The sequence below is a fragment of the Limnohabitans sp. T6-20 genome (assembly GCF_003063505.1).
Classification (GTDB): domain Bacteria; phylum Pseudomonadota; class Gammaproteobacteria; order Burkholderiales; family Burkholderiaceae_C; genus Limnohabitans_A.
In genome coordinates, this window is the sequence record NZ_NERW01000001.1 from 945,124 (window position 1) to 971,830 (window position 26,707).

General features: G+C 53.3%; 19 protein-coding genes and 1 pseudogene. 14 read left to right on the forward strand and 6 right to left on the reverse strand.

Annotated elements, in window-relative coordinates:
• The first annotated feature begins 36 nt into the window (after window positions 1–36).
• Together istA and istB are read left to right on the forward strand one after the other, a co-directional pair.
• Entirely contained in the window at window positions 37–1,545 is a 1,509-nt protein-coding gene (gene istA, locus B9Z33_RS04540; protein WP_108286159.1) for an IS21 family transposase, read from the forward strand.
• Window positions 1,538–2,341, forward strand: a complete 804-nt coding sequence (gene istB / locus B9Z33_RS04545; protein ID WP_369916391.1) for an IS21-like element helper ATPase IstB — start codon at window positions 1,538–1,540, stop codon at window positions 2,339–2,341. Before istA ends, istB begins: the two co-directional genes overlap by 8 nt.
• Window positions 2,342–2,468: 127 nt before the next feature.
• Here istB and B9Z33_RS04550 read toward each other — a convergent pair whose 3' ends face one another.
• From B9Z33_RS04550 to B9Z33_RS04565, 4 genes are all read right to left on the reverse strand, one after another.
• On the reverse strand, window positions 2,469–3,335 hold the full coding sequence (locus B9Z33_RS04550; RefSeq protein WP_108285765.1) for a phytanoyl-CoA dioxygenase family protein: 867 nt from the start codon (window positions 3,333–3,335) through the stop codon (window positions 2,469–2,471).
• On the reverse strand, window positions 3,332–4,150 hold the full coding sequence (locus B9Z33_RS04555; protein WP_108286160.1) for a phytanoyl-CoA dioxygenase family protein: 819 nt from the start codon (window positions 4,148–4,150) through the stop codon (window positions 3,332–3,334). The genes B9Z33_RS04550 and B9Z33_RS04555 overlap by 4 nt, the downstream gene beginning before the upstream one ends.
• A gap of 51 nt (window positions 4,151–4,201) precedes the next feature.
• Window positions 4,202–4,840, reverse strand: a complete 639-nt coding sequence (locus B9Z33_RS04560; RefSeq protein WP_158270171.1) for a GntR family transcriptional regulator — start codon at window positions 4,838–4,840, stop codon at window positions 4,202–4,204.
• Window positions 4,841–5,779: 939 nt separating this feature from the next.
• Window positions 5,780–7,813 (reverse strand): hypothetical protein, encoded by a 2,034-nt coding sequence (locus B9Z33_RS04565; protein ID WP_108285767.1) that lies wholly within the window; start codon window positions 7,811–7,813, stop codon window positions 5,780–5,782.
• Window positions 7,814–8,117: 304 nt separating this feature from the next.
• Between B9Z33_RS04565 and B9Z33_RS04570 the strand changes: the two genes are divergently transcribed.
• The 3 genes from B9Z33_RS04570 (at window position 8,118) to B9Z33_RS04580 (ending at window position 10,546) form a co-directional block, all read left to right on the forward strand.
• The gene (locus tag B9Z33_RS04570) at window positions 8,118–8,753 is read left to right on the forward strand and encodes an SOS response-associated peptidase (RefSeq protein ID WP_108285768.1); all 636 of its coding nucleotides are present in this window, start codon (window positions 8,118–8,120) and stop codon (window positions 8,751–8,753) included.
• Window positions 8,754–8,824: 71 nt separating this feature from the next.
• On the forward strand, window positions 8,825–9,265 hold the full coding sequence (locus B9Z33_RS04575) for a LexA family transcriptional regulator (protein WP_233252726.1): 441 nt from the start codon (window positions 8,825–8,827) through the stop codon (window positions 9,263–9,265).
• A 21-nt stretch (window positions 9,266–9,286) separates the two neighbouring features.
• Window positions 9,287–10,546, forward strand: coding sequence for a Y-family DNA polymerase (locus tag B9Z33_RS04580; protein ID WP_108285769.1), 1,260 nt, complete (start codon window positions 9,287–9,289; stop codon window positions 10,544–10,546).
• A 26-nt stretch (window positions 10,547–10,572) separates the two neighbouring features.
• On the opposite strand, the gene B9Z33_RS04585 is transcribed toward B9Z33_RS04580, so the two are convergent.
• Complete coding sequence (locus B9Z33_RS04585; protein ID WP_108285770.1) at window positions 10,573–11,595, reverse strand: TniQ family protein; 1,023 nt, start codon at window positions 11,593–11,595, stop codon at window positions 10,573–10,575.
• 24 nt (window positions 11,596–11,619) lie between these two features.
• A complete protein-coding gene (locus tag B9Z33_RS04590) occupies window positions 11,620–12,588 on the reverse strand; it encodes a hypothetical protein (RefSeq protein ID WP_108285771.1) in 969 nt (322 codons plus the stop codon).
• A gap of 187 nt (window positions 12,589–12,775) precedes the next feature.
• On the opposite strand from B9Z33_RS04590, the gene B9Z33_RS04595 reads away from it, so the two are divergent.
• From B9Z33_RS04595 to B9Z33_RS04630, 9 genes and pseudogenes are all read left to right on the forward strand, one after another.
• The gene (locus tag B9Z33_RS04595) at window positions 12,776–13,213 is read left to right on the forward strand and encodes a helix-turn-helix transcriptional regulator (RefSeq protein ID WP_108285772.1); all 438 of its coding nucleotides are present in this window, start codon (window positions 12,776–12,778) and stop codon (window positions 13,211–13,213) included.
• 299 nt (window positions 13,214–13,512) lie between these two features.
• Window positions 13,513–14,511 (forward strand): hypothetical protein, encoded by a 999-nt coding sequence (locus B9Z33_RS04600; protein WP_108285773.1) that lies wholly within the window; start codon window positions 13,513–13,515, stop codon window positions 14,509–14,511.
• A complete protein-coding gene (locus tag B9Z33_RS04605; RefSeq protein ID WP_108285774.1) occupies window positions 14,508–16,805 on the forward strand; it encodes a hypothetical protein in 2,298 nt (765 codons plus the stop codon). Before B9Z33_RS04600 ends, B9Z33_RS04605 begins: the two co-directional genes overlap by 4 nt.
• Window positions 16,798–18,249 (forward strand): ATP-binding protein, encoded by a 1,452-nt coding sequence (locus B9Z33_RS04610; protein WP_158270172.1) that lies wholly within the window; start codon window positions 16,798–16,800, stop codon window positions 18,247–18,249. The genes B9Z33_RS04605 and B9Z33_RS04610 overlap by 8 nt, the downstream gene beginning before the upstream one ends.
• Window positions 18,239–18,709 (forward strand): annotated as a pseudogene (locus tag B9Z33_RS15810) (TniQ family protein); the annotation flags it as partial. The gene B9Z33_RS04610 and the pseudogene B9Z33_RS15810, both read left to right, overlap by 11 nt.
• Before the next feature lie 45 nt (window positions 18,710–18,754).
• A complete protein-coding gene (locus B9Z33_RS04615; RefSeq protein ID WP_233252727.1) occupies window positions 18,755–19,585 on the forward strand; it encodes a hypothetical protein in 831 nt (276 codons plus the stop codon).
• Between the two features lie 585 nt (window positions 19,586–20,170).
• The gene (locus tag B9Z33_RS04620; protein ID WP_146183821.1) at window positions 20,171–21,427 is read left to right on the forward strand and encodes a hypothetical protein; all 1,257 of its coding nucleotides are present in this window, start codon (window positions 20,171–20,173) and stop codon (window positions 21,425–21,427) included.
• Window positions 21,428–22,165: 738 nt separating this feature from the next.
• Window positions 22,166–24,430, forward strand: coding sequence for an AAA family ATPase (locus B9Z33_RS04625; RefSeq protein WP_108285778.1), 2,265 nt, complete (start codon window positions 22,166–22,168; stop codon window positions 24,428–24,430).
• A gap of 4 nt (window positions 24,431–24,434) precedes the next feature.
• Complete coding sequence (locus B9Z33_RS04630; protein ID WP_108285779.1) at window positions 24,435–26,672, forward strand: restriction endonuclease; 2,238 nt, start codon at window positions 24,435–24,437, stop codon at window positions 26,670–26,672.
• Window positions 26,673–26,707 lie beyond the last annotated feature (35 nt).

A 26,707-nucleotide genomic window follows, 5' to 3' on the forward strand; every position in this document is an offset into this window, starting at 1 on the left:
TTATTTTTTGAGCAAGGGTGGCCTGGGGTGATCAACGTGGGAACTTTGAGTAAATTACGCCGCCTCGTCATCCGAGACGGCATGTCAGTGCGCCAAGCCAGTCGCAGGCTTGGGATTTCCAGAAACACGGCCACCAAATGGCTCAGCGAGCCTGAGATGGTTGAGCCCCAATATCCTGTGAGGCAGTCACCACCCAGCGTGCTGGACCCGTTCAAGGATCAGCTTGTCACTTGGCTCAGGGCGGACAGCCACCGCAACAAGCGCGAGCGACGTGGAATCAAGGCCTTGTTTGAGGCATTGCGCGCCATGGGCTACGGCGGCAGTTCCACTGTCGTGTACCGGTTTGCCAAGCGCTGGAAGCTTGAGCAAAGCAATGCGCCAAAGAACGTGGGGTTTGTGCCGCTGCACTTTGAGCTGGGAGAAGCCTTCCAGTTTGACTGGAGCTGCGAATACGCATTCATTGGCGGGTTACGCCGCCGATTGGAGGTAGCACACATCAAACTGGCGGCCAGCCGAGCGTTCTTGCTGGTGGCGTACTTCACGCAAACCCATGAAATGCTGTTTGATGCCCATGCCAGAGGCTTTGCCGTGTTTGGCGGTGTGCCTGCGCGGGGCATTTACGACAACATGAAGACGGCGGTGGACAAGATTGGCAAGGGCAAGCAACGCAGCGTCAACGCGCGGTTTGAGGCGATGACAGGGCATTACTTGTTTGATCACGAGTTTTGCAACCGTGCGGCCGGGTGGGAGAAAGGCATTGTCGAGAAGAACGTGCAAGACCGCAGGCGAGGTGTGATGCGCGAAGCCACGGAACGGCGCTGGAGCAGTCTGGCCGAACTCAATGAATGGCTTCAGCGTGCCTGCCAGGAGGCTTGGGAACAACTGAGCCACCCCGAATGGTCGGAGCTGAGCATTGCCGATGTTTGGCAAGATGAGGCGAGCCGCTTGATGCCGTGCCCCAAGCCCTTTGATGGGTATGTGGAGCATCCGGTTCGGGTCTCATCCACATCGCTGATTCAATACCAACGCAACCGCTACAGCGTGCCCTGCGAATGGGTGCATGCGGTGGTGAGTTTGCGCGTTTACCCCGAGTACCTGCTGGTGGTGGGGCCCGATGGGCAGGCCGCCCGGCTGGAGCGCCACTTTGGGCGGGACCAAACCATTTACGACTGGCAGCACTACATCGCTTTGGTCGAGCGCAAGCCTGGGGCGTTGCGCAATGGTGCCCCCTTCAGAGACATGCCCGAGTCCTTGGTGGAGTTGCAGCGTCAGTTGCTCAAACACCCAGGGGGCGATCGGGTGATGGCGCAGGTGCTGTCGGCAGTGAATTTGCATGGGCTGGAATCTGTGTTGGTGGCCACCGAGTTGGCGCTGCAAACAGGTCGTGTGAGTGCAGACCATGTGCTCAATGTGATTGCCCGGCTTAAAGAGCCTATATCAGCGCGCGTGGAGATCAGTACGCCCCTGCAACTGAGCACGCCCGCGCTTGCCAACTTGGAGCGCTACGATGCTTTGAGAGATGAGCAGGAGGCCAGCCATGAGTGATGTAGTCAATGGGCTCAAATCATTGAGTCTGCATGGGATGGCCAGCGCTTGGCCTGAGGTTCTGGGAACCGCCAGGATTAAAGCGCTGGACCATGAGGTAGTGCTGCACCAACTGATCAAGTCAGAGGCTGCGCAGCGCGAGGTACGTTCGATGGCCTATCAAATGAGAATTGCCCGGTTCCCCGCGCACCGGGATTTGACGGGGTTTGACTTTACGCAGGCGCATGTGGACGCGAATCTGGTCAAACAGTTGCATGAATTGCAGTTCGTGGACTCGGCACACAACGTGGTGTTTGTGGGTGGGCCGGGCACGGGCAAGACGCACTTGGCCACCAGCCTTGGGGTGCAAGCCATTCGGGTCAAAGGCAAACGGGTGCGTTTCTTCTCTACGGTGGAGTTGGTCAATGCCTTGGAGCTAGAGAAGTCCCAGAACAAGCACGGGCAGCTGGCCAACCGATTGATGTATGTTGACCTGGTGATCTTGGATGAGATGGGCTATTTGCCATTCACCCAGTCAGGCGGCGCGTTGCTGTTTCATTTGCTCTCCAAACTGTATGAGCGCACCAGCATAGTGATCACGACCAATCTGAACTTCTCAGAATGGGCCAACGTGTTTGGCGATGCCAAGATGACCACGGCATTGCTGGACCGGCTCACGCACCATTGCCACATCGTGGAGACGGGCAACGAGAGTTGGCGCTTCAAGCACTCTCAGGCGGCCAGCCAGAGGGGCAAACAATCCAAAATGAAAGGAGTCAAAAGCACCGAACAGCTAAACTTATCCACAACCGAATAAGCCAATTCTTTAAAAACCAGTGGCTCAATATTCGATGCAAACACTGGCTCAGTTTGTCTGGCTAATCAACATCGGGTGCTTCAATCATTGCTGGAAGTGGCTCCACCGATGTACTTATCGAAAAGCCCTAGTTCTTCCCGGCCGTCTGCAAAGCGTATATGCCTGAATATCCCGCCGAGAAATCCGGCGGTAATTCAATGATTCCAGTTTCCACGCGTGCATGAGTAGCCGGCTCGCCCCTGACCATCTGGTTGCGATGGATGCTGTCTACAACGGGTGCGGTATAGGCGAATGAGTCAGCAGCGGCGTACTGAATGATGTAGGTCGTGCGCAAGGTGTCCGAGCGATTTTGACTGGAGCCGTGCACTGCGAGGCCGTGATGTGCCACCACATCTCCCACATCCAGCTCATTGTCGACTACGTTCTCAAAGTCTTCCCGCGTCATCGTGTGGTTGCAATTGAGTTTATAGATGCCGTTTTCCCAATGACTGCGCGGCCCCAACTTGTGGCTGCCGGGGATCGTCTGAAGGCAGCCATTGATGGCGCGGGACGGATTCAAAGGTACGCTCAGAGCGACAAGATTGGTGTTGGTGTGAGGAAACACCGGCCAGTCCTGATGCCAGCCAATCTCTGCACCTCCATGAGGCAGTTTGAAATTGATCTTCGAGTGGTAAAACTTGACCGCTCCACCAAGCAGGTCTGCGGCGATGTCACCCAGGATCGAATCGAAAGCGGCTTCAACATACACCGAATCTAGTTCGGTTGGGCTGGAGATACGCCTGATACGTGGCGCAAGGGCGGTATGCGCAGGCTCTAGGTCGTAATGTTTTGACTTTTGCTGGAGTGATCGGCCCTCATCGTACAGTCGCTCAGTGGTCGCGATCAGCCTCGCAAGCAATTTGGGATCAAGTACCTGACGGAGATTGAGATAACCCGTATCGCGGTAGTCCCCGATCTGCTCAAGGGAAAGGATGCGTTGATGGCGGGTATTCATCTGGCTTCCTGCGTCGAGCTTGTAAGCGGGAAAATATGGTCGCTTCCCTTGATGAGTGGTTTTGTATTGGTTGACCGTACGTAGTCAGGACGTGGGTTGGGAACGTCGTTGCACCGGTTTGATACCGGGTTGTAGACCACATAAATCGCCCAACGATTGTGCTGGGACAAGTTATGCCCCGAGGCGTGCAGAATATTGCAGTCAAAGAACACCACGGTGCCGGGCTTGCCAGTGATCGCCACCGGTGCGGGGCTGCGAGCCATGATTTCTAGCAGCTTGTCCTTCGGCGTCACATAAAACTTGTAGCCCGTAGCGTCGTTGAATTCTGGCTCTAGATTGCCCTCTTTGTGGCTGCCCGGAATGAAGTACAAGCACCCGTTCATTTCTGTTGGCTCGTCCAGCATGACCAACGCTGTAGTTGGACGTGCCTCAGGCATGCCATCTCGCTTCCAAGTTCCGTAGTCCTGGTGCCACGCCCACACCGAACCGTCAATGGCGGTCTTCAAATTGCATTTGGTGTGATGGATGTAGAGCTCCTGCTCGGAAAGCAGATCCTGTGCGGGCTCGAGCATACGTGAAGTACGCGAGACGGCATGAAACACCGGTGAACCTGTAGGGCCGTCTTGCTCGTGGACCTGATAGATAGTTTTGGCAATATTGCTTCCCTTTTCCCGCACCAAGTGATCGGTGTCGATCACTTGAATTCGCTCAAGCTCGGCCCTCATGGCCGCTACTTCAGGGGCAGAAAAAAGGCCATCAAGGGTGAGAAATCCATCACGGCGGTAGGTTTCGATCTGCAGATGGGTGAGGCGCACTGGCAAACTCCTTAAACAGGAGTTCATGGTATGTGACTGGTATGCCAGTTGTCAAGTGCGGGTAATCAGGGTCCTGTAGGCGAAACCGAAAAGATCATCAATCAACCGATCACTTGCCTCGGCAGCTTTGTCAGATTTGCCGGAGGCCATCGCACATGCAAGGGCCACGTGCAGACGCAGTGTCGCGTTGACTTGATCATGGTGATGGTAGAACCAGAAACGCCGTGAGGCCGAGTGCAGAGCGGACACGGCCGCAGCAGCCACAATGTTCCGAGCGCTGTGTGCTGACTGCCTGTTCATTTCGTTGTCCCATTTCAGGAATGCTACAAGGTCGTCAGACTTCACAGCAGTCTCCATGTTCTGAGCAATGGCAGCCATGGTCTCGCGCTCTGCCAGAGTGGCACGCGTAGCTGCAGATCGAGCAATAAGGCGGTCGAGTTCGCGCCGTGTCTCTAGGATTTGGAGTTGATGACCCACGTCGATGGCGGTGACCACCACACCGCGACGGGGCAAGATCTGAACAAGATGTTCGCGCGCCAGACGCTGCAAGGCTTCACGGATCGGCGTATGCCCAATGCCGATGCGTTCGCTGAGCATGGCCTCAGACACCACGCTGCCCGGCGCGAGTTCAAGAGTCACGATCATCTCTTCAATGAGGCGATAAGCTTCCTCGTTGAGTGAGGGCGGCACCTGGCTAGGAGTAGGCGATTTCGAGAGTACGCGAGGTCGACTGGTCATAATCAATATGGTGCCACAAGAAAATCCCCGACACTACAACTCACGAGGCATTTAGGATGGTGGCACGACTCGCTTTGAGTCAGTATTAGCCATCTCGCCAATATAAAAGGATCGTCATCACCTCGAAGCGATCCAGAGCTTTGCAACTGTCAGCTGATCAGATTAAACCGGTCAGCGGACGAAGCAGTGACTACTGAGTTCGAGTGCCTGCTTCTGAGTTGAAGCCAAGAAGTTACTGTCGGATACGACCGACCGCTATCGCTGCATGGCCGTCCCTCGCTAGCTAATAGTAATAGCGAAGAGCTGCGGCCAATTTCAAGCCTTTTCCCAGTTTGGGGGAAGTTCATACTCAAAATCGCAAGCTGGGATGCCCCAAATTCGAGTTCTAAACTTTGTTATCGGAGTTTGGGGGTAACCGATCACCTAAGTGCTGTATTGAAAAATCGCTTGCAAATCAATCCTGTTTAACACTTTGACATTGACGCTCCAGCAAGAGATTTGCGCGAGTTTCAAACTATGGCCGCAAGTTCTAAACATTGTTATCACGCTCCATATAAAGGGACCTGATAACAAAGTTTAGAACTCTGTTTCCTCTGAGAAGAGGCAAAATTAGACCGAAAATTCTTTGTCAAAGTGTCAATTTAAGTGCCGAAAATTGGCCGACTAAAAATCTCTTTGAGGGCATTGTTTAGAACAGTGTTGATTTACAAAGCGTGTTGCTTGCAAAAAAAGCTGGCCTGTGTCATTCAGAATTTATGACAGTTTCAGGCTGATTGCAGCCGGAGCCACTCAGTTTTGTCTTATCACATGCCTATGCTTCGTTACATCCAGCCAAGAAGTGACTTGGGCAACGACCACTTCCACTGTAACGAAGTCAAGTTAGGTAGTCGGTCAGCTGAGAGGGGCCAGCGACACGTATAGGTTTCCATCCTCAGTTGGCCACGGAAACATGCCCATCGTCCATAGCAGTCGCTCAACGTGTCGTGACAGCGCGAAGATGTTTTCGGTGTTGAATTGCTCTTCTGCATCGTAAAGCCGCTGTAAGTCCCGTCCGAAAAGTTCGAACCAATTGCTGAGACCTTGAGTCTTTATTTGCTCAGGAAGCGATGACCCTGGGAATGGCTCCTGTGCTGGAACTCCATCCCGATGCCCGAGCCATTCGGCTGCATGAGCAAGAACGAAAGAGACGTGCAAAAGAGCTACATCAAGCAGGCGATCCATATCGTGGTCGGCGAGGTAGGCCTGCCTCGCGACTCTGATCTCTCGCTGTGCGGAGAGCAGGCTATCCGAAAACAAGGTGGCGAATCGCTCACCTGCCTTGGTGTCGGCAAACGCACTGGTCCGCGCTGAGAAGTACCTACCTGGTGACGTGGAAGACGCAGTGTGAAATCGACTTGTGATGCTGTCGAGGGGGGGATCCTGAATCGCAGGCAGACGTTGATTAAATAGCCGACTATGTGCCACGTTGGCAAGCATGCTGACGATGAGGTGTAGGGCCCAGGATCTGTTTTCATCGGCAGCATCGAACAGGTTCACAGCAATGCATGCGTCAAAAATCAGATGCTCCTTGCGCTCTCCATTGCGGATGACATGAACGCATTTTGCGACGGCTTGACCATAGGCTCGCGGATTCGTTTTCTCCGAACTTAGCGTCGGATCGCCTCTGTCCAGCCCCTCAAGTGCGGCCGCATAGTCAGCCGCGAACGTCATGCCATCTAGCTCTGAAAGTGGCAGCTCGCGGTTTATTTCACGAACAACAACCTGCATAATTTCGCCGAGTTTTTCCACCGCTTCCACATCGAAAAAACCTTGGCACGTTAGAGAAAAACTGAAGTTCTCCACTCTGCTGTCTGATACCACCCGCGTCATGCCGGCCATGTCGATTGAGCGCAATTTGCGGCTAGGGTGCATCTCTGCCATAGCCTCACTCACAACTCTTTTAATCGCAAGCGAACATCGCTGCCCAATCAAGCTCGAGAGGTCGGTGGAACTGTGGGCAATGAAAAAGCTATCGCTGCAGGCAGCGCTTGCGGCATTGACTGTGTCGATGTCTAGCTGAATCGGCTCGTCTCTTGATCCCACTAGCAAAAGGTTGTGAGCAATGGGCAAGATGAGCAAGTCGGGTATCTGTTGCTCTTTCAGAATAAAAGGGGTAAGTGGGTCAGCGCCGATCTGTGCCAATGCAATGCAGTCTGGAAGAATTGCACCGATTACGCTGTGCGTTCGCCAAGATAGCTGTGCGAGGTCGGCCTCCCACTGTTTCGGGTTCGTAGTCCTCAAGGCTTTGTTGTGGCTATCACGCATCATGGAGGGCAGTTCTTTGATGAGCTTGGACAACGCTTCTTCAAACATAGCCGCATTAGATGCGTAGACATCATTGAACGACTCGCGAAGCCAGAAGGCTACGAACCTCTTTGCGAAAGGACGCGGCAGCAGGTCCCCAAGGGGAGACGAGGTCAACTCTTCTTCAATGGCAGCAAGTACTCTACTCATTCCGACATTGTCAACACCGATCAATTCGCGCAGTTGGTCCGAGTCAGCGGACAGTGCTGAGATCTGATCTAGGAATTCCGCCATACCCTGTTGTAATACCGATCGCAGATGCGCAGTTCTCAATGTGAGGTGTGTAGTGATGCGAGCTGCCACGATTGGTTCAATGACATTTCCCGGTGGCGTCTTCTGAATTGCTCTGAGATCGGCTTGAATTTCACATTCAAATGCTGTGATCAGGTCGTCGAGCGTTTTTTCACCAGCGATAGCGAGTTTTGAGTAGAAATATTCGCCTACTCCAACGTCTTTTGTAACGACTAGTCGCGGGGATGTGTCTCGTCGATGCAGCCAAGTCCGATCCGCATTATCAGTATGGTCCGCAAGAAAGCCGCACTGAAGAAATCGGGGAATGTAGTGTTGTCGTTTGCCGGCCATATTACTTGGGTGGCATTCCCGCAAATTTAGTAGGAATGAGTGGCACTTTGATCAGTGCGATTCCGAGAGCAGAAACGCTAACTAGTAAGCGCCGCTCTTTGCGGGACATAAAGGAAACTTTGATGAAGCCCTAGGATATCACTTCAGCCCAAAAAAGCCCCAGTATGAGCTGGGGCGACAAGCCAATCGCGTTTGCACGAACAGCACCCGCTCAGGAAGGAAAAAGCGGGGCAGCCGAAGCCTCAACTGAATTATGTACCGGCTCCCACTGAGTGCGCTGGCAGCCCGTATGTAAACTCGCTTTGTGTGCACCAATTTCACGCCAACTCAACGCGCCCAATGTGTCAAGGAAAAGCTGGGCGTTGATCTGCCAGCTGGCTACCCAGACGAGTCCTACCCAGGGTTTGCTGCACCTGTCGTTGTCAAAAGCCACCTGACCGGTCGGGTCGCGTGCGGCTTAGCTCGGTTTGGCCTAATCCCGGCATGGGCCAAGGACGACAAGATCAGTCGCCACACCTACAACGCCCGCAGTGAGACCGTAGCAGAAAAGCCCAGTTACCGCACTGCATGGCGTCAGCGCCAATACGGCTTGGTGCTGGTCGATAACTTCTACGAGCCCAGCTACGAGTCAGGTAAGGCCGTGCGCTGGAAAATTGAGCTGGCCAGCGGTGATCCGTTTGGCATTGCCTGCCTTTGGGACCGCTGGACCGACCCCGCCTCGGGCGAGAGGGTGGTGAGCTTTTCAATGCTGACGGTGAATGCCGATGAGCACCCCGTGATGAAGCAGTTTCACAAACCTGGCGATGAAAAAAGAACCCCCGTCATCATCGCTCCCGAGCTGCACGATACGTGGCTCAGTGCCGATGTTACGCAGGCCACGGCACTGATGAACTGGCAGCACATGCCTAAGTTGGTGGCATTTCCGGCACCAAGGACCTGATCCCAAAGTTCTCTTGCTGAGGTAGAAATGGGCACTTGAAATGCTGGATATTTGTACAGTATATTCAAGACATGCCCACTCTCAATGAATCGTCGCTTTCTCCCGTGTGCGTACCCGACACCAAAGTATGGCTGGATGTTTGCGCTTGGAAGGTAGCAGCTGGTTTTCCATCGCCTGCTGCAGACCACACGCGCAAGCGCATTGACCTGAACGAACACCTGATTCGGAACAAGGAAGCCACCTTCATCTTTCGGGTCAAGGGCGACTCGATGAACGGCATCGGCATCTATGAGGGCGATGAGTTGCTGGTGGACCGCTCCATCGAGGCCAAGCACGGCAACATTGTCTTGGCAGTGCTGAATAACGACTACACGGTCAAACGCCTGTACCGCCGGGGCGGCGTGGTCAAGCTGATCGCAGAAAACCCGCTGTACCCACCCATCGTGGTCAAGGATGGCGAGGAACTGGTCATCTGGGGCGTGGTGACGCGCAACCTGCACAAGTTGTACTAAGGTTACCCGGTGAACAGGCCTGTGCAGCAGTTGGCCTTGGTCGACTGCAACAACTTCTATGTGAGCTGCGAACGGGTCTTCCGGCCGGACCTGGCAAAGGTTCCTATTGTGGTGCTCTCCAACAACGATGGCTGCGTGGTCTCCCGATCGAACGAAGCCAAGGCAATTGGGATCAGGATGGGCCAGCCGTGGTTCGAGTGCAAAGAGTTGGCTGAAGAGCACGGGATTCTGGCGATGAGCAGCAACTACGCGCTGTATGCCGACCTGTCAAACCGGGTCATGAACATCCTTAGCGACTATGGCCCCCAGCATGAGGTTTATTCGATCGACGAAAGCTTTGTGGACTTGACTGGTATCCCCAATCTACGTGAACTGAGTTATGCCATGCGCCAAAGGGTGACGATGTGGACGGGCATTCCCGTGTGCGTTGGCATTGGCCCGACCAAGACACTGGCCAAGCTGGCGAACCATGTGGCCAAGAAGCATCCGCGCTCTCGCGGAGTCTTTAACTACAACGCACTGACCGATGAACAGAAAACACGACTGCTGCAGCACATACCTGCCGAAGAAGTCTGGGGCGTGGGGCGTAAGCTGACTGAGAAACTGGCAAGGCATGGCGTATACAACGTTGACGACCTACGGCGGGCCCATGTGCCCACACTGCGGGCAGAGTTTGGTGTGGTGATGGAGAAGACCCAACGTGAGCTGCAAGAAATTCCGTGCATTGAGTTACAGGAAATCCAGCCCGACCGACAACAAATCATCTCCAGCAGATCATTCGGCAAGATGGTTACGGAGTTGCCTGTGCTGCAGGATGCACTGTCCACCTTTGTGGCCAACGCCAGTGCCAAGTTGCGGGCACAAAACAGCCATGCGTCGGTGATCCAGGTTTTCCTGCAGACCAACCGCTTCAGGAAAGACTTGCCACAGTACATGCCCAGCTTGGCAGTACCGTTGCCGAATCCGACCAACGACAGCTTGGAGGTCAACCGATGGGCTAGCTACCTTTGCGAACGCATGTTCAAAACGGAGTACCAATACAAGAAAGCCGGAATCATGCTCAGCGAAATCAGCCCTGTTACTCACAGGCAGGGGGATTTGTTGGAGCCTGAGACCACCAGTAACGCCAACCTGATGCAAGCCCTCGACAAGCTGAACCAGCGCTATGGGCGCGGCACCGTGAAGGTGTCAACGCAGTGGGCGTTCAAGGACTGGCAGATGCGGCAGGAGAGAAAGTCGCCGAATTACACGACATGTTGGGCAGAAGTTCCTGTGGTGTGACGCTTAGATGTGTTCTCTGAAAATCGCTAGGAAGCCATCATGTTCGTTAAATCGTTTCGATGGCGAAGAAAATTTTGAAGTGCTCTGTCGAAATCCTTAATTAGAACGCCATGTTTCCTGCATGCAGACGTAATGGATGCACCACGAAGAACATCTTCTAGGGCATCTTTGGCGGCCGAACTGCAGTAGCTGTCTTCATTGCAATTTAGTTTCGAAATGCATTCGTTGAGTGCTTCATCGGGGTTCTCCCAAAGCATGGCCATGATCAGCAGATATTGCTGTGTTCGGTACGGCGCTTGAGCGGAATTGATTAGCCTTACAAGTGAGCCAAGCATCGCGTCATAACTTGTCGTTCTTTTTGAAAGATGAAGACGCCAGCTTGTCGGTAAATTTTCAAGACTATCACTGGTAAAGATGTTGAAATCGCCCGTAGATATTTGCTTGTATCGTGCGTGAAAAACAGCGGTAATATTATCTTGCTTGATTGATGTGGTTTGATCTAATGCGGTCTCACTGAGGGTGGTGAATCGTTGAATTAGTTTTGAATTGAAATAGATATCCCTTTCCGAAAGAGGTATCGCATGCCTGCGACCGCTAAATTTTTTTGTCTGTGACGGTTGGCACCTAATGAGGCATTCAGGATCGACCATGTAAAGTGATACAGAGTGTTTTGAGCAATGATTGACACCAGGGAGTTGATGTGATCTTCGCCAATAGCTGAGACCATGGAAATCACAATCTTCTTCAATGCATTTTGGGCAATAGTTTGCTGTTCTAGAAGGCGTTAACCCTGCGTTGATCATTCTGTTTGTATGCAAATCAGGATGGCGTGAAATTTCTTGATCGAAATATTTTTCACTAACAAATCTGAAGTAGCCAAGATGGGTATGGTGCCTCACAAGGTGATCGATACTCAGTCTGGACGCCCGATGCAAATCTTGAAGCAAGTTTCGGGTCATCTTGATTGGGCGCTTGTTCTCTTCAAAAACCCGATATCCATAACTTCTGAGGCATTCGTCAGGTAGCGGCGCAGGAACGTTGGTGAACATAGAAATAAGTCTGTATTGAAAAATTTATCCGGCCGTGTGCCTTTTCAGGCAGCTCGCAAAATGACTGAACTCAGGATCCTGCTTGAGCCAGTTCCATGCCCATTGCCAGACGAACTGGGCATAAGGGTCATGTCCGAAAAAAATCGAGCTAAAGTGACTGGAAACTGGGCCTTCTTTGACAAAGGCTGAGGTTGAGATGGCATAGCGTTCGTCGGGGCTGTCGCCTAAACAATTGGCAAGAAATCTGATTTTTTTCATCTGCGAATTCAAGGCTCTGGGTCGATTGAGTGTGTGGCGCAACAGGAGAACACGTTGCATTGCCATGGCCTGCACCAGACGGTCTTTAGGAAAGCAAATAAAACCGAAATGTTCACCACTTAACCAGAGCGACCGAACGATGGCATGAAGGGTTGCTTTTTTCTGTGAAGCATCTTGCAAAGTCCAAAGAGGGTCGTCGATGTAAACAAGTGGAAGCGCCAAGATGATGAACGTCAAATTCTCTGCTTTTCCGCCACGCTCATTGAACGCATTTCTGCGTGCTAACTCAAGCAGCAGGAAGGCATCTAGGTAGCCCATTTCAGTAAGGCTGTATTTGGTGACCAGATCTAAATTGATACGGCGGAAATCGAAGGTGTCGCTGTTGAGCGTTTTCAATGCTTGACGCCAAAGGAGGGGCATCTTTTCGACGAGACGCTCAATCGTCTTCTGAGAGGGTGCAGGCTTGCGAAGCAATGTCCATGTGGGGTGATGAATGTCAAATGACAGGGCAGGAAGGGCTGCGGTGACCTTGCTTGTGAGTGGTTTCGAAGGAATTGCTTGACCGGCGTCATAGCGGTACCACTTGGATTGATGAGGGATCCCTTCGCCATCTTTCCATGTTGACTCGGGATCAAATTGAGCCGCAAGTGCATGGATGGCTTGCAAGCCACTCAGTGAACGTATTTCAGCGAGCCAAACCCGTGTTCGGATTTGGTCAATGACTTTGGTGTGCATCCTAAACCGTAACTTTCTGACAAAACAGTACGGGTTTTAGCAGATCGTTTCCACTCTTAAAAGCGGTTTTTTTGAGCCCATCATTAACACGCTCGAGAAAGGGTTTTCTGGCACAAGGCTACGTGTGGTTAACCAGGCTGGAAATTTGTAGGATTGCTTCACCGGTTGACGAAAAAATGCCAAGACAATGAATCAGGATCGTTCCCTTCTGTTGTTCCCATTGCTGTTCACACGGCTGCGCAAGAGTCGCGGCGTGTTGCAGAAAACGGCTGCATTGGATTTCGGGGTGGATCCGACCGTGCTTTGCGCTGTCGAAAAAGGGACTCGTGTCCCATTTGATGATGAACAGATCAAGCGGGCGAGTGAAGTATTTCGGCTATCAGAGGAGGAGGTGGCGCATCTTCATTGGGCGGCGCACCATGACCGATTGATTGTCCACTTAGGGAATAAGGGGGCCAGCGAGACCGAAGTAGCCTTTATCTCCACAGGGCTGCATGCGCTTCGTCATCTGCAACCTCAACAGATCAGCGGGCTGATGGCAAGCCTGCAGCAAATCAATAAAAGTGCCAGCTTGGTCGCCTCGCTGGCTAAGTCCAACCCTCTGTTGGAGGTTGCTATGACTTAAAAAAAAACGGCGGGCACAAGGCCCGCCGGGGTTGATTTGGTCAGAGAACCAAACCTAAGCACTTTCATTCTCTGGCCAGTTCAATCCCCTGTCAATGGGGCACGGGCTGCGTCTTTCGATGCTCCTCCGGAAATTTGCATTCGACTGCCAAGAAATTTGGCATGCGAGGGGGGAACTCTTTCGCGCATTTCTGAGGAATCCATCAAATCCCTGACCCGTGCTCCTTCGCCATGCACGGCAACAGCCGTTGCATTAGGACAACGAATGACCGAACGCATTGGCGCTCGGAGGGGTAACGCATGTCAGATATTGGAGAGCAGAGGTATTTGGGGCTGATGGATTCATCAAGCCATTACCTCTATGAGTACCGTTTGTTGGATCGCATCACGCGGATGGATCGCAGCAAGCTCAAAAAATCCTACACAGAGAGAAAACTGAAGCAGGTTCTCGGTTGGATCAAGGCAGGCCGAGGGCAAGGCAGGGGAGAGTTCTATAGCCCATGGATTCCGATCACGAGTGGATTCTCAAGCCCTGTGAGCCATCAGATGTTCTCCTCCTTGAGCATCCACAAGCGCAATCACCATTTCCTGAGCAAGCTGGAGCATCACACGGCCCTGCAGCTGGCGTATTTGGGGGCTGTGGAGTTGCGGGAGTGCCTGCCGTTGTGGCCGACAGAGCATCAGCACCCCATCGAAACAGATCATCGGGCTAGAACTGTTGGGCTGCTGGATATCGCACGCGATGTTGGAATCGGGCACGGGAATTTTGTGGGCAGTGATGTCCCGTACATCGCATCCCTGGACATGATGGCCACGGTCCAATGGCAAGGGAAGACGCACCACCTCGGGGTGAGCTGCAAGCCTGAAGAGATCCTGTTGAGTAGTACACGAGCGCAGGAGCGGACTACGTTAGACGAGATCTATTGCCGCACGGTCGGGGCAAAGCATCTCAAGGAAGGGGGATCACAGTTCAATCCGGTTTTGCTCAAGAACCTGCAGGCTTACCAGCCCGCTCGGCATGAGATTTTGAAGTGGGTAGGTACGGGGCAGCTTCAGCAGTTCTGTGATCACCTCAATCACTCCTTTCAAGAAGTACCCCTGCACTTGTCCATTTCTCAAGCGGCCAAAGCAGCTCAGGTGGAGGAGCAACAAGCCTCTACCTTGTGGCGTGTAGGAGTCTGGCTTCATCTCATCGACATAGATATGGGCCAGCGTATTTCTATGCTCAAACCGAGCAGGCGTGGCAAAGACCGCTGCCTTGGACAGTTGGCCTCGCATTTTTTAGGAGATGCAGTATGAGCCAGAGCTGGGTAGGGAAATGCATCGTTCAGAAGTCTCCGACGGGCAAGATGATTCAGACCTCTAGGATCATTTACGTGAATCTGGCACACGAGTTGGTGATCCATGTGCCATTCCCAAAATCAAAGGAAAAAAGACTGGCCAACTATGTGCCAGCTCCTCGAGCTCTTTCGGCGATTGCGTTAGCAAAGGCTTTGGAAGATCCGGAAAAATGCAATCTTGTGGATTTCAAGACACCCGAACATTGGTTGTGGACCGAGTCGCAGATTGAATCGGAACTTAAAAACAACCCTTTGCGGCGGTACAGGCGAAAACTTGCCAAGTGGAAAGAGGTCCGCGATCAATCCTATGAATTGATCAGACCGTTTGTGGAGGAGTGCACGGTCAGAGAAATCCTCGAACATCCCGATTTGAAGACCTGGCCTGCGTATCGAGCCCAAGAGCTGGGCTTGAAATCTGCCGTCAAGATTCGTCGAGCACTTCACGCCTATCTTCTGGGATTGGGTGACAAAAGAGCACTCATGCCAGGATATGGCAACTGCGGTGCGCCGGGGCAGCAGAAGTTCAGCATCAAAGACACCGGGCGTCCGAACATTGCAGCCCGAAGGCTTGGGGATAAGAAACATAGGCCGAGTCTTTCGACAGATACCAGGACCAAGTTGGCATTAGGATGGAAGCGACACAAAGCAAAAGGAGTTTCTGATCGCGTGGCATTAGTCAGGACGTGCAACGACTACTTCGTGAAGTCAGTCACGGCTTCTGCACAAAGTGTCAAAGTTGAGCTCAAGCCTGAGGCGTTCGACATCAGTCCAGAAATGTTCAGATATTGGGGGTTGCGAAGCCACAAAACACTGCGATCGATTGAGCTGAACCGAGGGATGTCACCTTCACGCGATGAAACTTTGCGGCGCATGAACAAGGCTCGTGATCGGTATGACACGCTCAATGGTGTCGCATACATCGACAGCACATCTACCGACCAGACGCTGATTTCTTCGATCCATCCACTCAAGCGACTGAAATCGCCTTGGCGAACGGAAGTGTTGGGGGCATCGATTGATTACATCTTTGGAATTTATGTCGGATTTGAGGCGGCCAGCGCCACCACGGCATTGCTGGCGATACTGAATGCTGCCTCTGACAAAGTGGCTATGTGCGCACGATTCGGCCACACCATTGAGCCTCGAGATTGGTATGGCACCACCTTCAACATGTTTGAGGCAGACAACGGGGAAGCCAAGAACAAGCTAACCATGTACACCTTGCAGGAGCTGAGCACATCAGTCAGCTATGGCAAGGTGTACGACGCCATCAACAAGGCACCCAATGAGTCTGGCCATAACCAACGACAAAAAACAAATGATCATTTGTTGCCGGGAAGCACGATGGGGCGTACAAAGAAGCGGGGAGAAGCCGACCGGATTGATGCAGCAGGATTGCGATTTGATGACTACATGCATCTGTTGATTGGAGAGGTCCTGCACCACAACAATATCGAATACATCGATCCTCCTCGGCTGGAGATGTATCCGGGCATAAAAGAGCGGACGCGAAGAGGTGTTGTCGAATGGATGATCGAGCACCACTATTTGTCGTCATCGCCAATGGATATTGATGTGCTCAGGGTTACCTGTCTGCCTCGTTTTGACGCCTCCATGCATGCCGATGGCATCCATCTATTTGTGCCCGGCGCTGGTGGAGAAAGGTTGATTCGCAAGTTGGTCTATCGCAGTGAGTACCTGTTGACACAAGGACTATTGAACCAAAGCCAACGCAAGGTGAGGCGGCTGGTGGTTCACATGAATCCAATAGACCTGACTCACATTTGGGCAAACATTGACGGGCTCAAGCGCTTTGATCTGGCGACAGGTGATCAGGATTTTGAAGGGGTGACGTTGATGGACTGGCTCGCCATCAGTGAAGACGACAAGCTTGCTAAATTCCTGTCAAAGAAGTTCGAAACGCAGCATCTGGCTGACAAGCTGGCCAATACGAAAAACCGTTACAAGGCGGGGAAAAAAGTTCAGCACGAAGCCATCAAGACACACGGAAAACCTACAAAAACAGAAATGAAGCGTGACGTTCGGGCAATGACCGAAATGGAAAAAGCGATCCAGACGGGCATGCCCTCAAAGCAGCTGCTGCCATGGGAGTCAGAAAAGGCGGACAGAGCGGTAGAACTTACACCTGAGCTTCAGATGGTTCCGCAATCACAGCCAAGTACATCGAATGATTTGTGGCTCGATATCGCAGGTCAGATCTACGAAAACCGCCGTGGAGGCGCAAATGGATAACCCCATTCAGAACCCATTGCTGCAGGCACCGGGACTTTCATCCATCTCCGGATGGCTTGCTGATCCAAAATTGCTGGTTCAAGCGCTGATCCATTCGCCCGTTCCGTTTGCAGGAGAGTGTGACTTACCCCTTGCGCAGCGACGAAGATTGACGGATCAGTACCAAAAGATCTTTGTACCCACCCACCAGGCCATGCGCATTGCAGACCGCATTTTGAGCGCATTGCTTCAAGGGCTGGAGCGTCGCAATCCAACCTGGCCTGAGGTGCAGCGATGGATCAACTCCACCCAGCAGTGGTACCGGCGCAGTGTTGATGAAATTCCGTGGAATCCTGTGCAGGCCAAGGGCATGATTCTTGAAGGGATGACCGGTATCGGTAAGTCACACATCGTTGAGCGAGTGTTGGGCCTGTTGCCTCAGGTGGTCGACCATGAGCCCAAAGGTGACTGGGGCATGCTCAAGCTCAGGCAGCTGGTTTGGCTCAAGGTACCTATGCCTGCCGACCATTCGCGGCGTGGACTGTTGGCGTCCATCTTGGCTGAGATGGATCGGGTGTTGGAGACCGAATATTACAAGTCCTTGATTCGATCTTCCAACAAGATCGAGACCTTGATCGTCGGGGTGATGCAGCTGCTGGTACAGCACCGTTGCGGCATGCTGATCATTGAAGAGGCTCAAGAAGCCAATTTGGGCTCCAAGGTGTTCTCACGAGATTTCCTGAACTTCTTTCTGAGGATTTTGAACTGGGGAATCCCAACGATGATCGTGGGAAATCCTCTCTCTTTCATAGAGCTGCGAACGCATGCTCAGGACGTGGATCGGTTTTCGGAAGGGGGGTGGTTCACCATGTTTCCTGAATGGGGACCACAAAGCGATACATGGACCAAGTCGTGGCTACCTGGGCTGTGGCAACCCTGTTTGCTCGATTTGGCGGATTCGCCCTTCAAAACACTGGATGCCATGGGTGAGGCAACGGACTGGCCGTCACTCCTGTGGCAAATGACAGGAGGCTTGCCAAGACAGTTGGCCAGATTGAGGGCCGAAGTCATGGATTGGGCACTGATCAACAACGTGTCGCAAGTGACGACTGATTTGGTCTTTCAGGTGTTCGTTCAGTCGCCGAAGTTTTCTATCGTGAGGGCGAGAAACCGTGCATTGGCTAACCATGACATCAACACGTTGATGGATTATCGGGATCTGCCGCACAATCAGTTGCGTGACTACTGGTTGAAGGATTTGCCAGGCCCGGCCCGAAAAAAGCCAAAGTCTGGTGAGACATTTGATTCACAGCTTACCGTTGCGAGCACCGACAAGGAGGAGGAATCTAACGCCGCCGCAGAGCAAAAGCGATTGATGGCTGGACTGAAATTCTTGACCGATGAGGCTGGCAGAGAGCGCCGCGCCAGGCAGTCCGGTAAGCGCGGCAAGAAAGATGTCGAGTAAGCCACTGCATCTCATCCCTGACTGGCGCGGGGATGAGACGCTTTACTCTTGGTCTGCGCGGATGCATCGACTTTTGGGCGGTGCGACCAAGGAGACTGGGAAAAGGCTCTTTGGTGCTTCTCATGCCTACAAAGAGTGGGCTGTCAGCACCCGCTTAGATTATTTGGAACTTGTCACGGGTGGATCGCTGGGGAACATCAGAAGCATCTTGCTGCAGAGAACTGTTCTTGCGGCTTACTACCCCTTTCTGAGGGCAGAGCAACGCCAAGACTTTGATGAACGTGCCGCAATTGCCCAGAGAACCCCATGGCTGACTCGGTTTGGCATGCGTGCCAGCACCCTAGATGGGTCTGAAATGCGTTGGTGTCCGTGCTGCGCCGAGAAAGATGTAGGAGATTGGGGTGCGGCTAGGTGGCGTCTGCCTCACCAGATGCCAGGGGCATGGTGGTGTGTGGAGCACGGCATGCCTCTCAACAGGCTGACACCAGGTCGAGCGGAGTGGATCTTGCCTGGTGTTTCAGAATCAAGTGCACAGTTGATGCTGACTGTTGGACAGCAACAAACATTGCTCATCTTGTCGGCATTGGCGGGCAGTTTGGTTGGGCAAGAGCAAATCAATCTGGTCTCAATCAAGCGCGCGCTTCTTGCGCGGTTGAGAGACATGGGTGTCGTAACCTCCATGAAACCGGTTTCTCCTGTCGACTTGCAAGATTGGTTTGTCAAAACGGATTTGGCTGCAGCGGTTGAACAGGTGCAGCCGAGCATTCAAACCATTCTTGCGCGCCCCTGGATCTACGAAACACTTCTCAAGCGCCGCTCAAACCACCCCCTGCTGTGGATGATGCTTTGGGTGGCCGCGTTTGAAGGAACTTCCCAGCAAGAAGTGGTTCGAGGATTTCATGAGCCTGATGCAACGCTCATCTGGCAAGAGGATGGACAAGGAATGCTCTGGGTAGAGGGGAATTTTCAAGGCGATGACCGGGTTCAAGCCATTGTTCGCAGTGCAGAGACGATTCGTGATGCTGCTCGGCAGCTGAATGTCTCAATCATCACGGTCAGGCGTTACATGCGCGGGGCGCAATGCTCACCGAAGCTTGTACGAGCGGAGGATCGGCGGCAGAGCAGGAAAGAAGAAGCGCTGGCTGAAATTGAATCATTGATTCAAGTTAACCCGGGCGTCTCGAGAACAGATATCCATCAGAAGTGCAAAGTCGCTGTGAGCTGGTTGTCAAAGTGGGAGCCTGAGCTTTTGGCCTCTCTGTTGGCTCAGAAACCTGAGGTGCGAGAACGGCAGCTTGAACTTGAGATGAGTAATTACACACAGACGGGCGAATAAACGTTGTTGCCAGTTGACGGTTATGCAGCGGGAGCAGAAATCGGCTCACAGCGAGGGGGCTGCTACCGGCCAAATGAGGGCATGGCATTTATTTAGTATTTAAGGCTTTTTTTGATGAACCTGCGAAAGTTGTCACAGCAACGATCAGTCCTGTCATGACCAAAAGCGGACGTTCAATCTGATTTCTCAACACTGAGATACTTACTTGATTGAAAAGCTGTTTTGTTCCGGCAAGTCCCCTGCCCACTTACTCCACGGTGTGAGCGAATACGTTTATGCGGATGCCAAAGACCTATAGTAGTCGCTGAATATCGTAGCCGAGCCGACGCGCCCATTCTTGGCGCGGGGGGGGGGGCGAGCAGCACAACCGGCTTCTGCTGGCCGACATCGCGCAAGCCACGCCAGATCCGCAGTAACGCCAGCTGCTGCAGGCCATGTTGTTCGAGCAGCTGAAGATGTCGGTGAAAATGATCATGTTTCTACAGCAGTTGCGCGCCAATGAAGGCCTGACCGGCGCTGGCGAGTCGGCCAACTCAAGTCCTTTATCCAACCGAAGCAGGGTCAACCCTAGGGAATCACTAAGCCATGAATCAAGCACAAGCAATGGACCACCTGCTCTGGGGGCTAGCAGAGCCGATCGCCAACTGGAACAATCATTTCGCCGGTGCCTGGGAACTGGACTATGTGCGTGCGCTGCACGAACCGCCCGGCTTGCAGCAGCTATCCACCTGGCTCGGCCAGCAAAGCGGCCAGACGATCCGGATGCATTCCATCTGGCTCGATAAACATGCCTGGGTACAGTGGGACGACCCCGTCAATACCACGCAGCGGGTTGGCCCATGCGAACTGGCCGATCTGGCTGTGGTCATTCGCAAGAATCTGAATGGCGTTGTTTACCACTGGCTCTGGGTTTTGCAGGCCAAGCGTGCGTCCACTGCCTTTGCGAAATACTCTGGAACCAGCTCGGCTCATGAAATCGAATTACTGCAGCAGATGCCGCCATTTGATCTAGATAAATGCCTGTCCGGCACCTTCGATTTGAAGCCGGAATTCACGAGCCGCGTCCAACTGCAGGCCGGTTCTCCCTGGCTGAAGCCCCAGATCCCCTGGACTTTCCTGGACTTCGACCGGTTTCCTGCCAAGCGATCTTCTGCGGCGTCGCAGATGGGAAGTCCGGTCGCGGCCCGCTGGCCGGCGGTCGTCGCCGATCCTGCATCATGGGCCGGGACCCACCCCCAGGTGAATCCGGCGCTGGGCTCGTACGCCGGTTGCCTGCTGGACCTGGTCAATGCAGGTCAGACGGTGGGCTGGAAAGAAAAATCTGGTGCATCGGGCCATGGGATATTACCGGGTGGCCCGGTGGGCGACCCAGGTTACAAGGAATGGACACGGCTATATGTCGAGTTGATGGGCCTGCCTCCCCAGAATGGCCACGCAGCAAGTCCCAATAATGTCGCGGGCACCGTACATGCTTTCTCTCAAGATGTTCTGTCGACTTTTTCGATTTTGAATCAGAAGCAATCTTTCGAGTATTTTGATGCACCCTGGTCAGTTGGTAATTCCCATCGCACTTGGCGTTTCGACGGCAGACATTTCATTTCCGCCGCATTATCGGAACCCTATACCGAACGGAATGGCCAGAGAATGTCCGAATTCGACAATCTGGAGAAAGCTGCGGCGAGGCGCTTCAGTGGCGGCGAAGTAGGGGAGCTTAACGGTGGCGGGCGCGATGGTGGAAGCGATCCGGCGAGCCCTGACGACCGGCCTGGCGGCCCGGCTGTCACGCTGTTCATCGATGTGCTCGGTCCTTCCGACTGGATCGCTTCCGAGCAGGAGGATTGATCCTTCCGGCCCGCCGCCCCGCTGGTCAGTCCATCCACACTAGACTCAGCGCCACCAGGCCCTGAGCCTGTTGATTTCCACGCAGAACTACCTCCCTTAATGGGGTCAGGATTGCATGGATCTCGACATCGCAAGGCAGAGCGCCAGCCCCGCCAGAAGTCGTATACGCCGCCAGTTTGTGTTTTATCAAACTGCGGAACGCCACTGAACTTATCATGGCCGCTACGTAAGTCCTTGCTACGCATTGGAGCGGGTGTATGTGCGCAAATAGACATGGGTACTATCGAGCCGTTTAACTTGAGTTAATGCCGATTCGCGCCATACAAATTGTGTAAATTCGGACATGCTGGCCGCGTGGGAGCTTGTTTTGTGTACGCGAAACGCGTGCTCGCTGCATACAACTCGTACCAGCAAGAGATCGCTTTAGGCACGTTGCCGAATTCCATGAACGGCTTCTGAAGGGCGATGGACCGGACCACCAGATATTCCTGTCGTGTAGAACGGCTTTCCATATAGGTACTTCAAAGCAGTGATTGAGCGCATGCTGTATGCCAAGTCGCAAACCGACTTGGAAGCGCTTCTGCGGTGGGTTCTGAATCAAAAATTTGAAGAAGAAGCTGCCGCAGTCAAGTTGGCCGCTTAATGTTGCTCGACGGGTCTGACACATACGTGCCAAACCTGAACGTGCGGGCCTCCAGGCGCATACGGTAAGCTTGCGTCAAAAAACAGGGAGGCGACATGCTGAAGAGCATCGAGAAGATTAAGGGACTGGGCGTCTATCAAAGCTACAGCAAGCCTACAGGCACTCAAGACTTTGGGATCAAGAATCTCATCTACGGCTGGAACTATTCTGGTAAGACTACCCTCTCCCGCCTGTTCGCTCAGCTTGAGACCAAATCGACCAATCCTGATTTGTCCGGCTGCGAATTCACATTTGGAGCTGACGGTGATTCGATCACCGAAAAGAACTTCAGTCGGTGCAGTCTGTCGGTTCGGGTCTTCAATTCGGATTTCGTCCGCACCAATCTGCACTTCGATGGCGGGAGCTTCAACCCCATCCTGCTGCTCGGCAAGGAATCCGAGGAGGCGCAACGAAGGATCGATGGGCTAAGCCAGCGGATCAAGCGTTCGGAGGAGATTCAACACAAACTGGACGGTAAGTTTGAAGAGCTGAAGGCGCGCATCGCGCAGGCAAAAACCGACACCGCGAAGTTCATCCGCCAACACCTAAAAATTGACCCCTATACGGCCACGCATCTCGCCCAGGATCTCGTCGCAGTCGGCGTTCTTGATTCCCAGCTCCTGGCGGAGAAGGAACTCGCTGATGCCATCGAACTTGCGCTAACGCCTGACTCTAAAAAGCCGAGCACGGTCGATGAACTGCACGTCACTCCCTCGATCGAGGATCTCCACAAGGAGGCCATAGCAATTCTCGCCGCGACGCCGAGCTTCTCCAATACGATCAAGCATCTTGATGACAACCCTGCTGTTGAACGCTGGGTCCAAGGCGGCCTGGCCCTGCACCCTAGCGCGGGAACGTGCGAGTTTTGCGGGAACGAATTTCCTCAGGATCGCCTCGAAGCCTTTCGCGCGCATTTTTCGAAGGATTTAGCGGATCACAAGAAGCAGGTCGATGGACTTCTTGCGCGAGTGAAGGCGGCCGTCTACAGCCTGAGATGGCCCAAAGCCTCTGAACTCAATGCTCAGTTTCACGAAAGCTATACCGCCGCCGCCGAAACGCTACCCACAGCCATAGACGCATTTAACCAAGCGGTTAGAAAACTCGCAGACGAAGTGCAACGCAAGGCTGACGACTCGCGCAAGGCCATGGCGCCTACTCCCTTGGCCGCTGGTCTGGAAAAAGGGATAAAGGACGCGGCTGCCGCAGTCAACATCGTCATCAAGAAAAATAATGGGTTAGCCTCGAACTTCACGAAGGCCAAAGCCGATGCCTTGAAGCAGGCTCGATACCACTACGCCCAGCAATTCGTGGACGACCAAGCTGCCACTGGCATGGAGCAACAAAAAGTGCGTCTCGCCAATCGGTCAGACCGTTTGAAGGCCTATGCCGAAAGGCTGCGGCCGGAGATCAGCAATCTCCAGGCGCAGATCAGTCAAGCACAACAAGGCCGGGAAAAAATCAACGAACGCCTGGCTTCCATGCTTGGCAGCGAGGCTGTCCAGATCCAGGTCGTCAAGGATGCGGTTGGCCAGGACCGCTTTCAATTGATCCGGAAGACAGGGGCAGTTGCCAAGAACATGAGCGACGGCGAGCGAACCGCCGTTGCCTTCTCGTACTTCCTGACCAAGCTGCAGGAGATCAAGCTCGCGGAATTCAAGGAGACCATCGTCTACATCGACGATCCCATTTCGAGCCTCGACGCCAATCACATCTTTCAAGTAACTGCCGCCATCCGGGCACTGTTCTTCAAGCAGCAGGATAAGAACTCGCCTTGGCAGACTACCTGCAAGCAACTGTTTATCTCCACGCACAACTTCGAGTTCTTCAACCTGCTCAGAGAAATCAAGCCGGTGGCTAGCAACAAGGGAGCGCGGCTATACCTGATCAGAAGGATCGCTGAGAAGTCCTCAACGCTGGAGGACATGCCGCCCTCGCTCGCACGCTATCAGTCTGAATATCACTTCCTGTTTGAGGTCATTCATCGTTACCATGGGGCTCCGGACAAGACGGTCCACGAAGTGCTGATGCTGCTGCCAAACGCCATGAGGCGCTTCATCGAGCTCTACACTTACTCTAGGCTTCCTGGGCCGAAAGACTCGGAACAAGTCGACGAGCGAGCCGAAATTCTGTTCGGGGTCGAGCGAGCGAAGCGGATTCTCAAGATATTCCACTACTTCAGTCATGGCAACACGCTGGACCGGCTCGCTGGAAATGCCGAGCTGATTTTCGATCTCGAGCATGCGGTCAAAGACCTGATTGATGCCATCACCGAGACTGACAAGCCCCATATGGACGCCTTAATCGCGGCCACTCAGGGGTGACGGCATGTACGATTTTCGCACCCTGTCGCCGATCGATTTCGAACTGCTCGTTCGTGACCTGCTGCAAGCAGAGTTGGGCATCACGATGGAGAGCTTTGGCCCTGGCAAGGATGGTGGGATCGACTTCCGCTTTGCTACGGCGGACCAAGATGTCGTAGTGCAGGCCAAGCACTACGTGGAAGGTGGATCAAGAAGCATTCTTCGAGCAGCAGTGAAGGAGGACAGTAAAGTTCTGAAACTGGTTCCGAGTCGGTACATCTTTGTCACGTCCTTGTCCCTTACCCCGGAACTAAAGCGCAAAATTATTCAAGCGATGCCGTCCACGCCAGTCAGTGCTGGAGACGTCATTGGCCGCGAGGATCTGAACAATTATTTGGGCCGCCATCCACACGTACTACGCCAGCACTTCAAGCTTTGGTTGACTAGCACGGTAGTCCTTGAACGAATCTTGCACAGCGCGGTCTACAACCGGACCGATGCCGAGTTGGACCGTATAAGGCAACTTGTTCCCAAATTTGTACACAACGCCAGTGTGGCCGAGGCGGAGACAATCCTGAAGGACCGTGGCGCGCTGATCATTGCGGGCGAGCCGGGTGTCGGAAAGACCACCCTTGGCCGAATGCTGCTTTGGCTCCATATGGAGCAGAACTGGAAGGTCTTTGTCGTGGACGACCTGCAGGATGCGATGGCCGTAAGCACAGCCAGCGAGAAGCGGCTTATCTTCCTCGATGATTTCCTGGGTCAGATCAGCCTGACCAACGAACTGCTAGGCAAGGTGGATCAGCGTCTGCCTGTTTTTCTGGATCGACTCCGAAACAACAAGGATCTTCGATTCATCCTGACGACGAGGCTGTACCTTCTCAACCAGGCGCAGATCCAATCGGACAAGCTCTCGTCGCCACAAATGGCGGCGAGTGAAATGATCCTGAACGTAGGGGTCTATACGCGGATCATCAAAGCCAAGGTCGTTTTCAACCACATTTACTTCTCGGATCTGGTCGATGAGGAAAAGGCCAAGCTCCTTGACGGTGACTTCTTTCTCAAGATGATCGACCACCGCAACTTCAGTCCTCGCTTGATCGAGTTGCTGACTTCCGCGGACTACTACTCGGTGGAGGACGAATCAATTCAGGCGACTGTCCTGCGTGTTTTAGACAACCCTTCGGAACTCTGGGATCGACCGTATCGGTACCACTTGAGCGCTGATGCAAGATGTCTGTTGTGGGCAGTCTTCTTTACTGGTCTCTACATAGGAAAGGATCTCTGCTTGCAACTGTTCAAGCGGATTGCCGCCAATGCGGGTCAACAGGTGGCGTTGGTCGATGCAGTTTCGCGGTTCCGCACAGGGTTAAAGGAACTGAGCGGGTCTTTTGTGGAGGTAGGAGACAAAGAATTATCGTTCGCAAACCCTGGAATTCGCGATTTTCTGAGCAAGGTTTTTATTAATGACCACTTGCTGCCGGTTGTTGTGCGATCCGTTTCGACGTTCTACGAGTTCCGAAGCGTTTGGAACTTCTTCAAAATAAACATCACGTTTTGTCGCATGCAATTCGATGGCCCTGATCTATGGATAGCGGCCATGGATCGCGTTCAAAGCCACTGGAGTACGACCGCGATTGAATCGCTGCGATTCATCCTTGAAATGATCGAGCACTTACCAGGTCTGCCTATCAAGGCTCTCCTCGACAAGGTAGTCAGCGATTTAATGTCGCAAGGGATTGACCCCAAAGATCATTACGAATGTCTTTTCTCCCTGTGGCAGTTGAAGCGACTTCCGTTTCGGACGGACACCCTTCTTGTTCCGGTCCACGAAACCCTGACCAATGCTGCAGCAAACATGCTTGCAAAGGCTGGCGCGGACTTGGCGCTCGACGACATTAAAAGCATAGCCAACGCACTTGAGCCGCTGACAGAACGCGGCTTGGTCCACAGTGCTGCAAGCGACGCGCTGCGGGGTTTCATTTTGGAAATCGAGGGCAAGCTTTCCGATGTCGCCTCTAGTCAAGAACTTGACACATTTCATGACGACCTTGTATCTATAGCAGAGACCTATGACGTCCTGATTGACAGGGTACTGAGGCACGACATTCAAAGTCGCCGTGAGGTTCTTGAAGCGCGGGAGGGCGAAGAAGACCCCGATCCTTATCAGCAGGCCGAACCGCAGGCTGCGTCTGCCGGAATCTCAGACGCCGAGATCAAGTCGATGTTCTCGCTTATGGCCACCGGCCCCGTCAGTGGATAGGGCCTCTACACTAGCAATCTGTATTCGTGTATCCC

Excerpts from the sequence above, each read along its gene's own strand:
- B9Z33_RS04610 (WP_158270172.1), top strand. The coding sequence starts at position 16,798 with ATGGATAACCCCATTCAGAACCCATTGCTGCAGGCACCGGGACTTTCA.
- B9Z33_RS04590 (WP_108285771.1), bottom strand. The coding sequence starts at position 12,588 with ATGCACACCAAAGTCATTGACCAAATCCGAACACGGGTTTGGCTCGCT.
- B9Z33_RS04600 (WP_108285773.1), top strand. The coding sequence starts at position 13,513 with ATGTCAGATATTGGAGAGCAGAGGTATTTGGGGCTGATGGATTCATCA.
- B9Z33_RS04575 (WP_233252726.1), top strand. The coding sequence starts at position 8,825 with ATGCCCACTCTCAATGAATCGTCGCTTTCTCCCGTGTGCGTACCCGAC.
- istB (WP_369916391.1), top strand. The coding sequence starts at position 1,538 with ATGAGTGATGTAGTCAATGGGCTCAAATCATTGAGTCTGCATGGGATG.
- B9Z33_RS04565 (WP_108285767.1), bottom strand. The coding sequence starts at position 7,813 with ATGGCCGGCAAACGACAACACTACATTCCCCGATTTCTTCAGTGCGGC.
- B9Z33_RS04595 (WP_108285772.1), top strand. The coding sequence starts at position 12,776 with ATGAATCAGGATCGTTCCCTTCTGTTGTTCCCATTGCTGTTCACACGG.
- B9Z33_RS04550 (WP_108285765.1), bottom strand. The coding sequence starts at position 3,335 with ATGAATACCCGCCATCAACGCATCCTTTCCCTTGAGCAGATCGGGGAC.
- B9Z33_RS04605 (WP_108285774.1), top strand. The coding sequence starts at position 14,508 with ATGAGCCAGAGCTGGGTAGGGAAATGCATCGTTCAGAAGTCTCCGACG.
- B9Z33_RS04585 (WP_108285770.1), bottom strand. The coding sequence starts at position 11,595 with ATGTTCACCAACGTTCCTGCGCCGCTACCTGACGAATGCCTCAGAAGT.
- B9Z33_RS04625 (WP_108285778.1), top strand. The coding sequence starts at position 22,166 with ATGCTGAAGAGCATCGAGAAGATTAAGGGACTGGGCGTCTATCAAAGC.
- B9Z33_RS04620 (WP_146183821.1), top strand. The coding sequence starts at position 20,171 with ATGAATCAAGCACAAGCAATGGACCACCTGCTCTGGGGGCTAGCAGAG.
- B9Z33_RS04630 (WP_108285779.1), top strand. The coding sequence starts at position 24,435 with ATGTACGATTTTCGCACCCTGTCGCCGATCGATTTCGAACTGCTCGTT.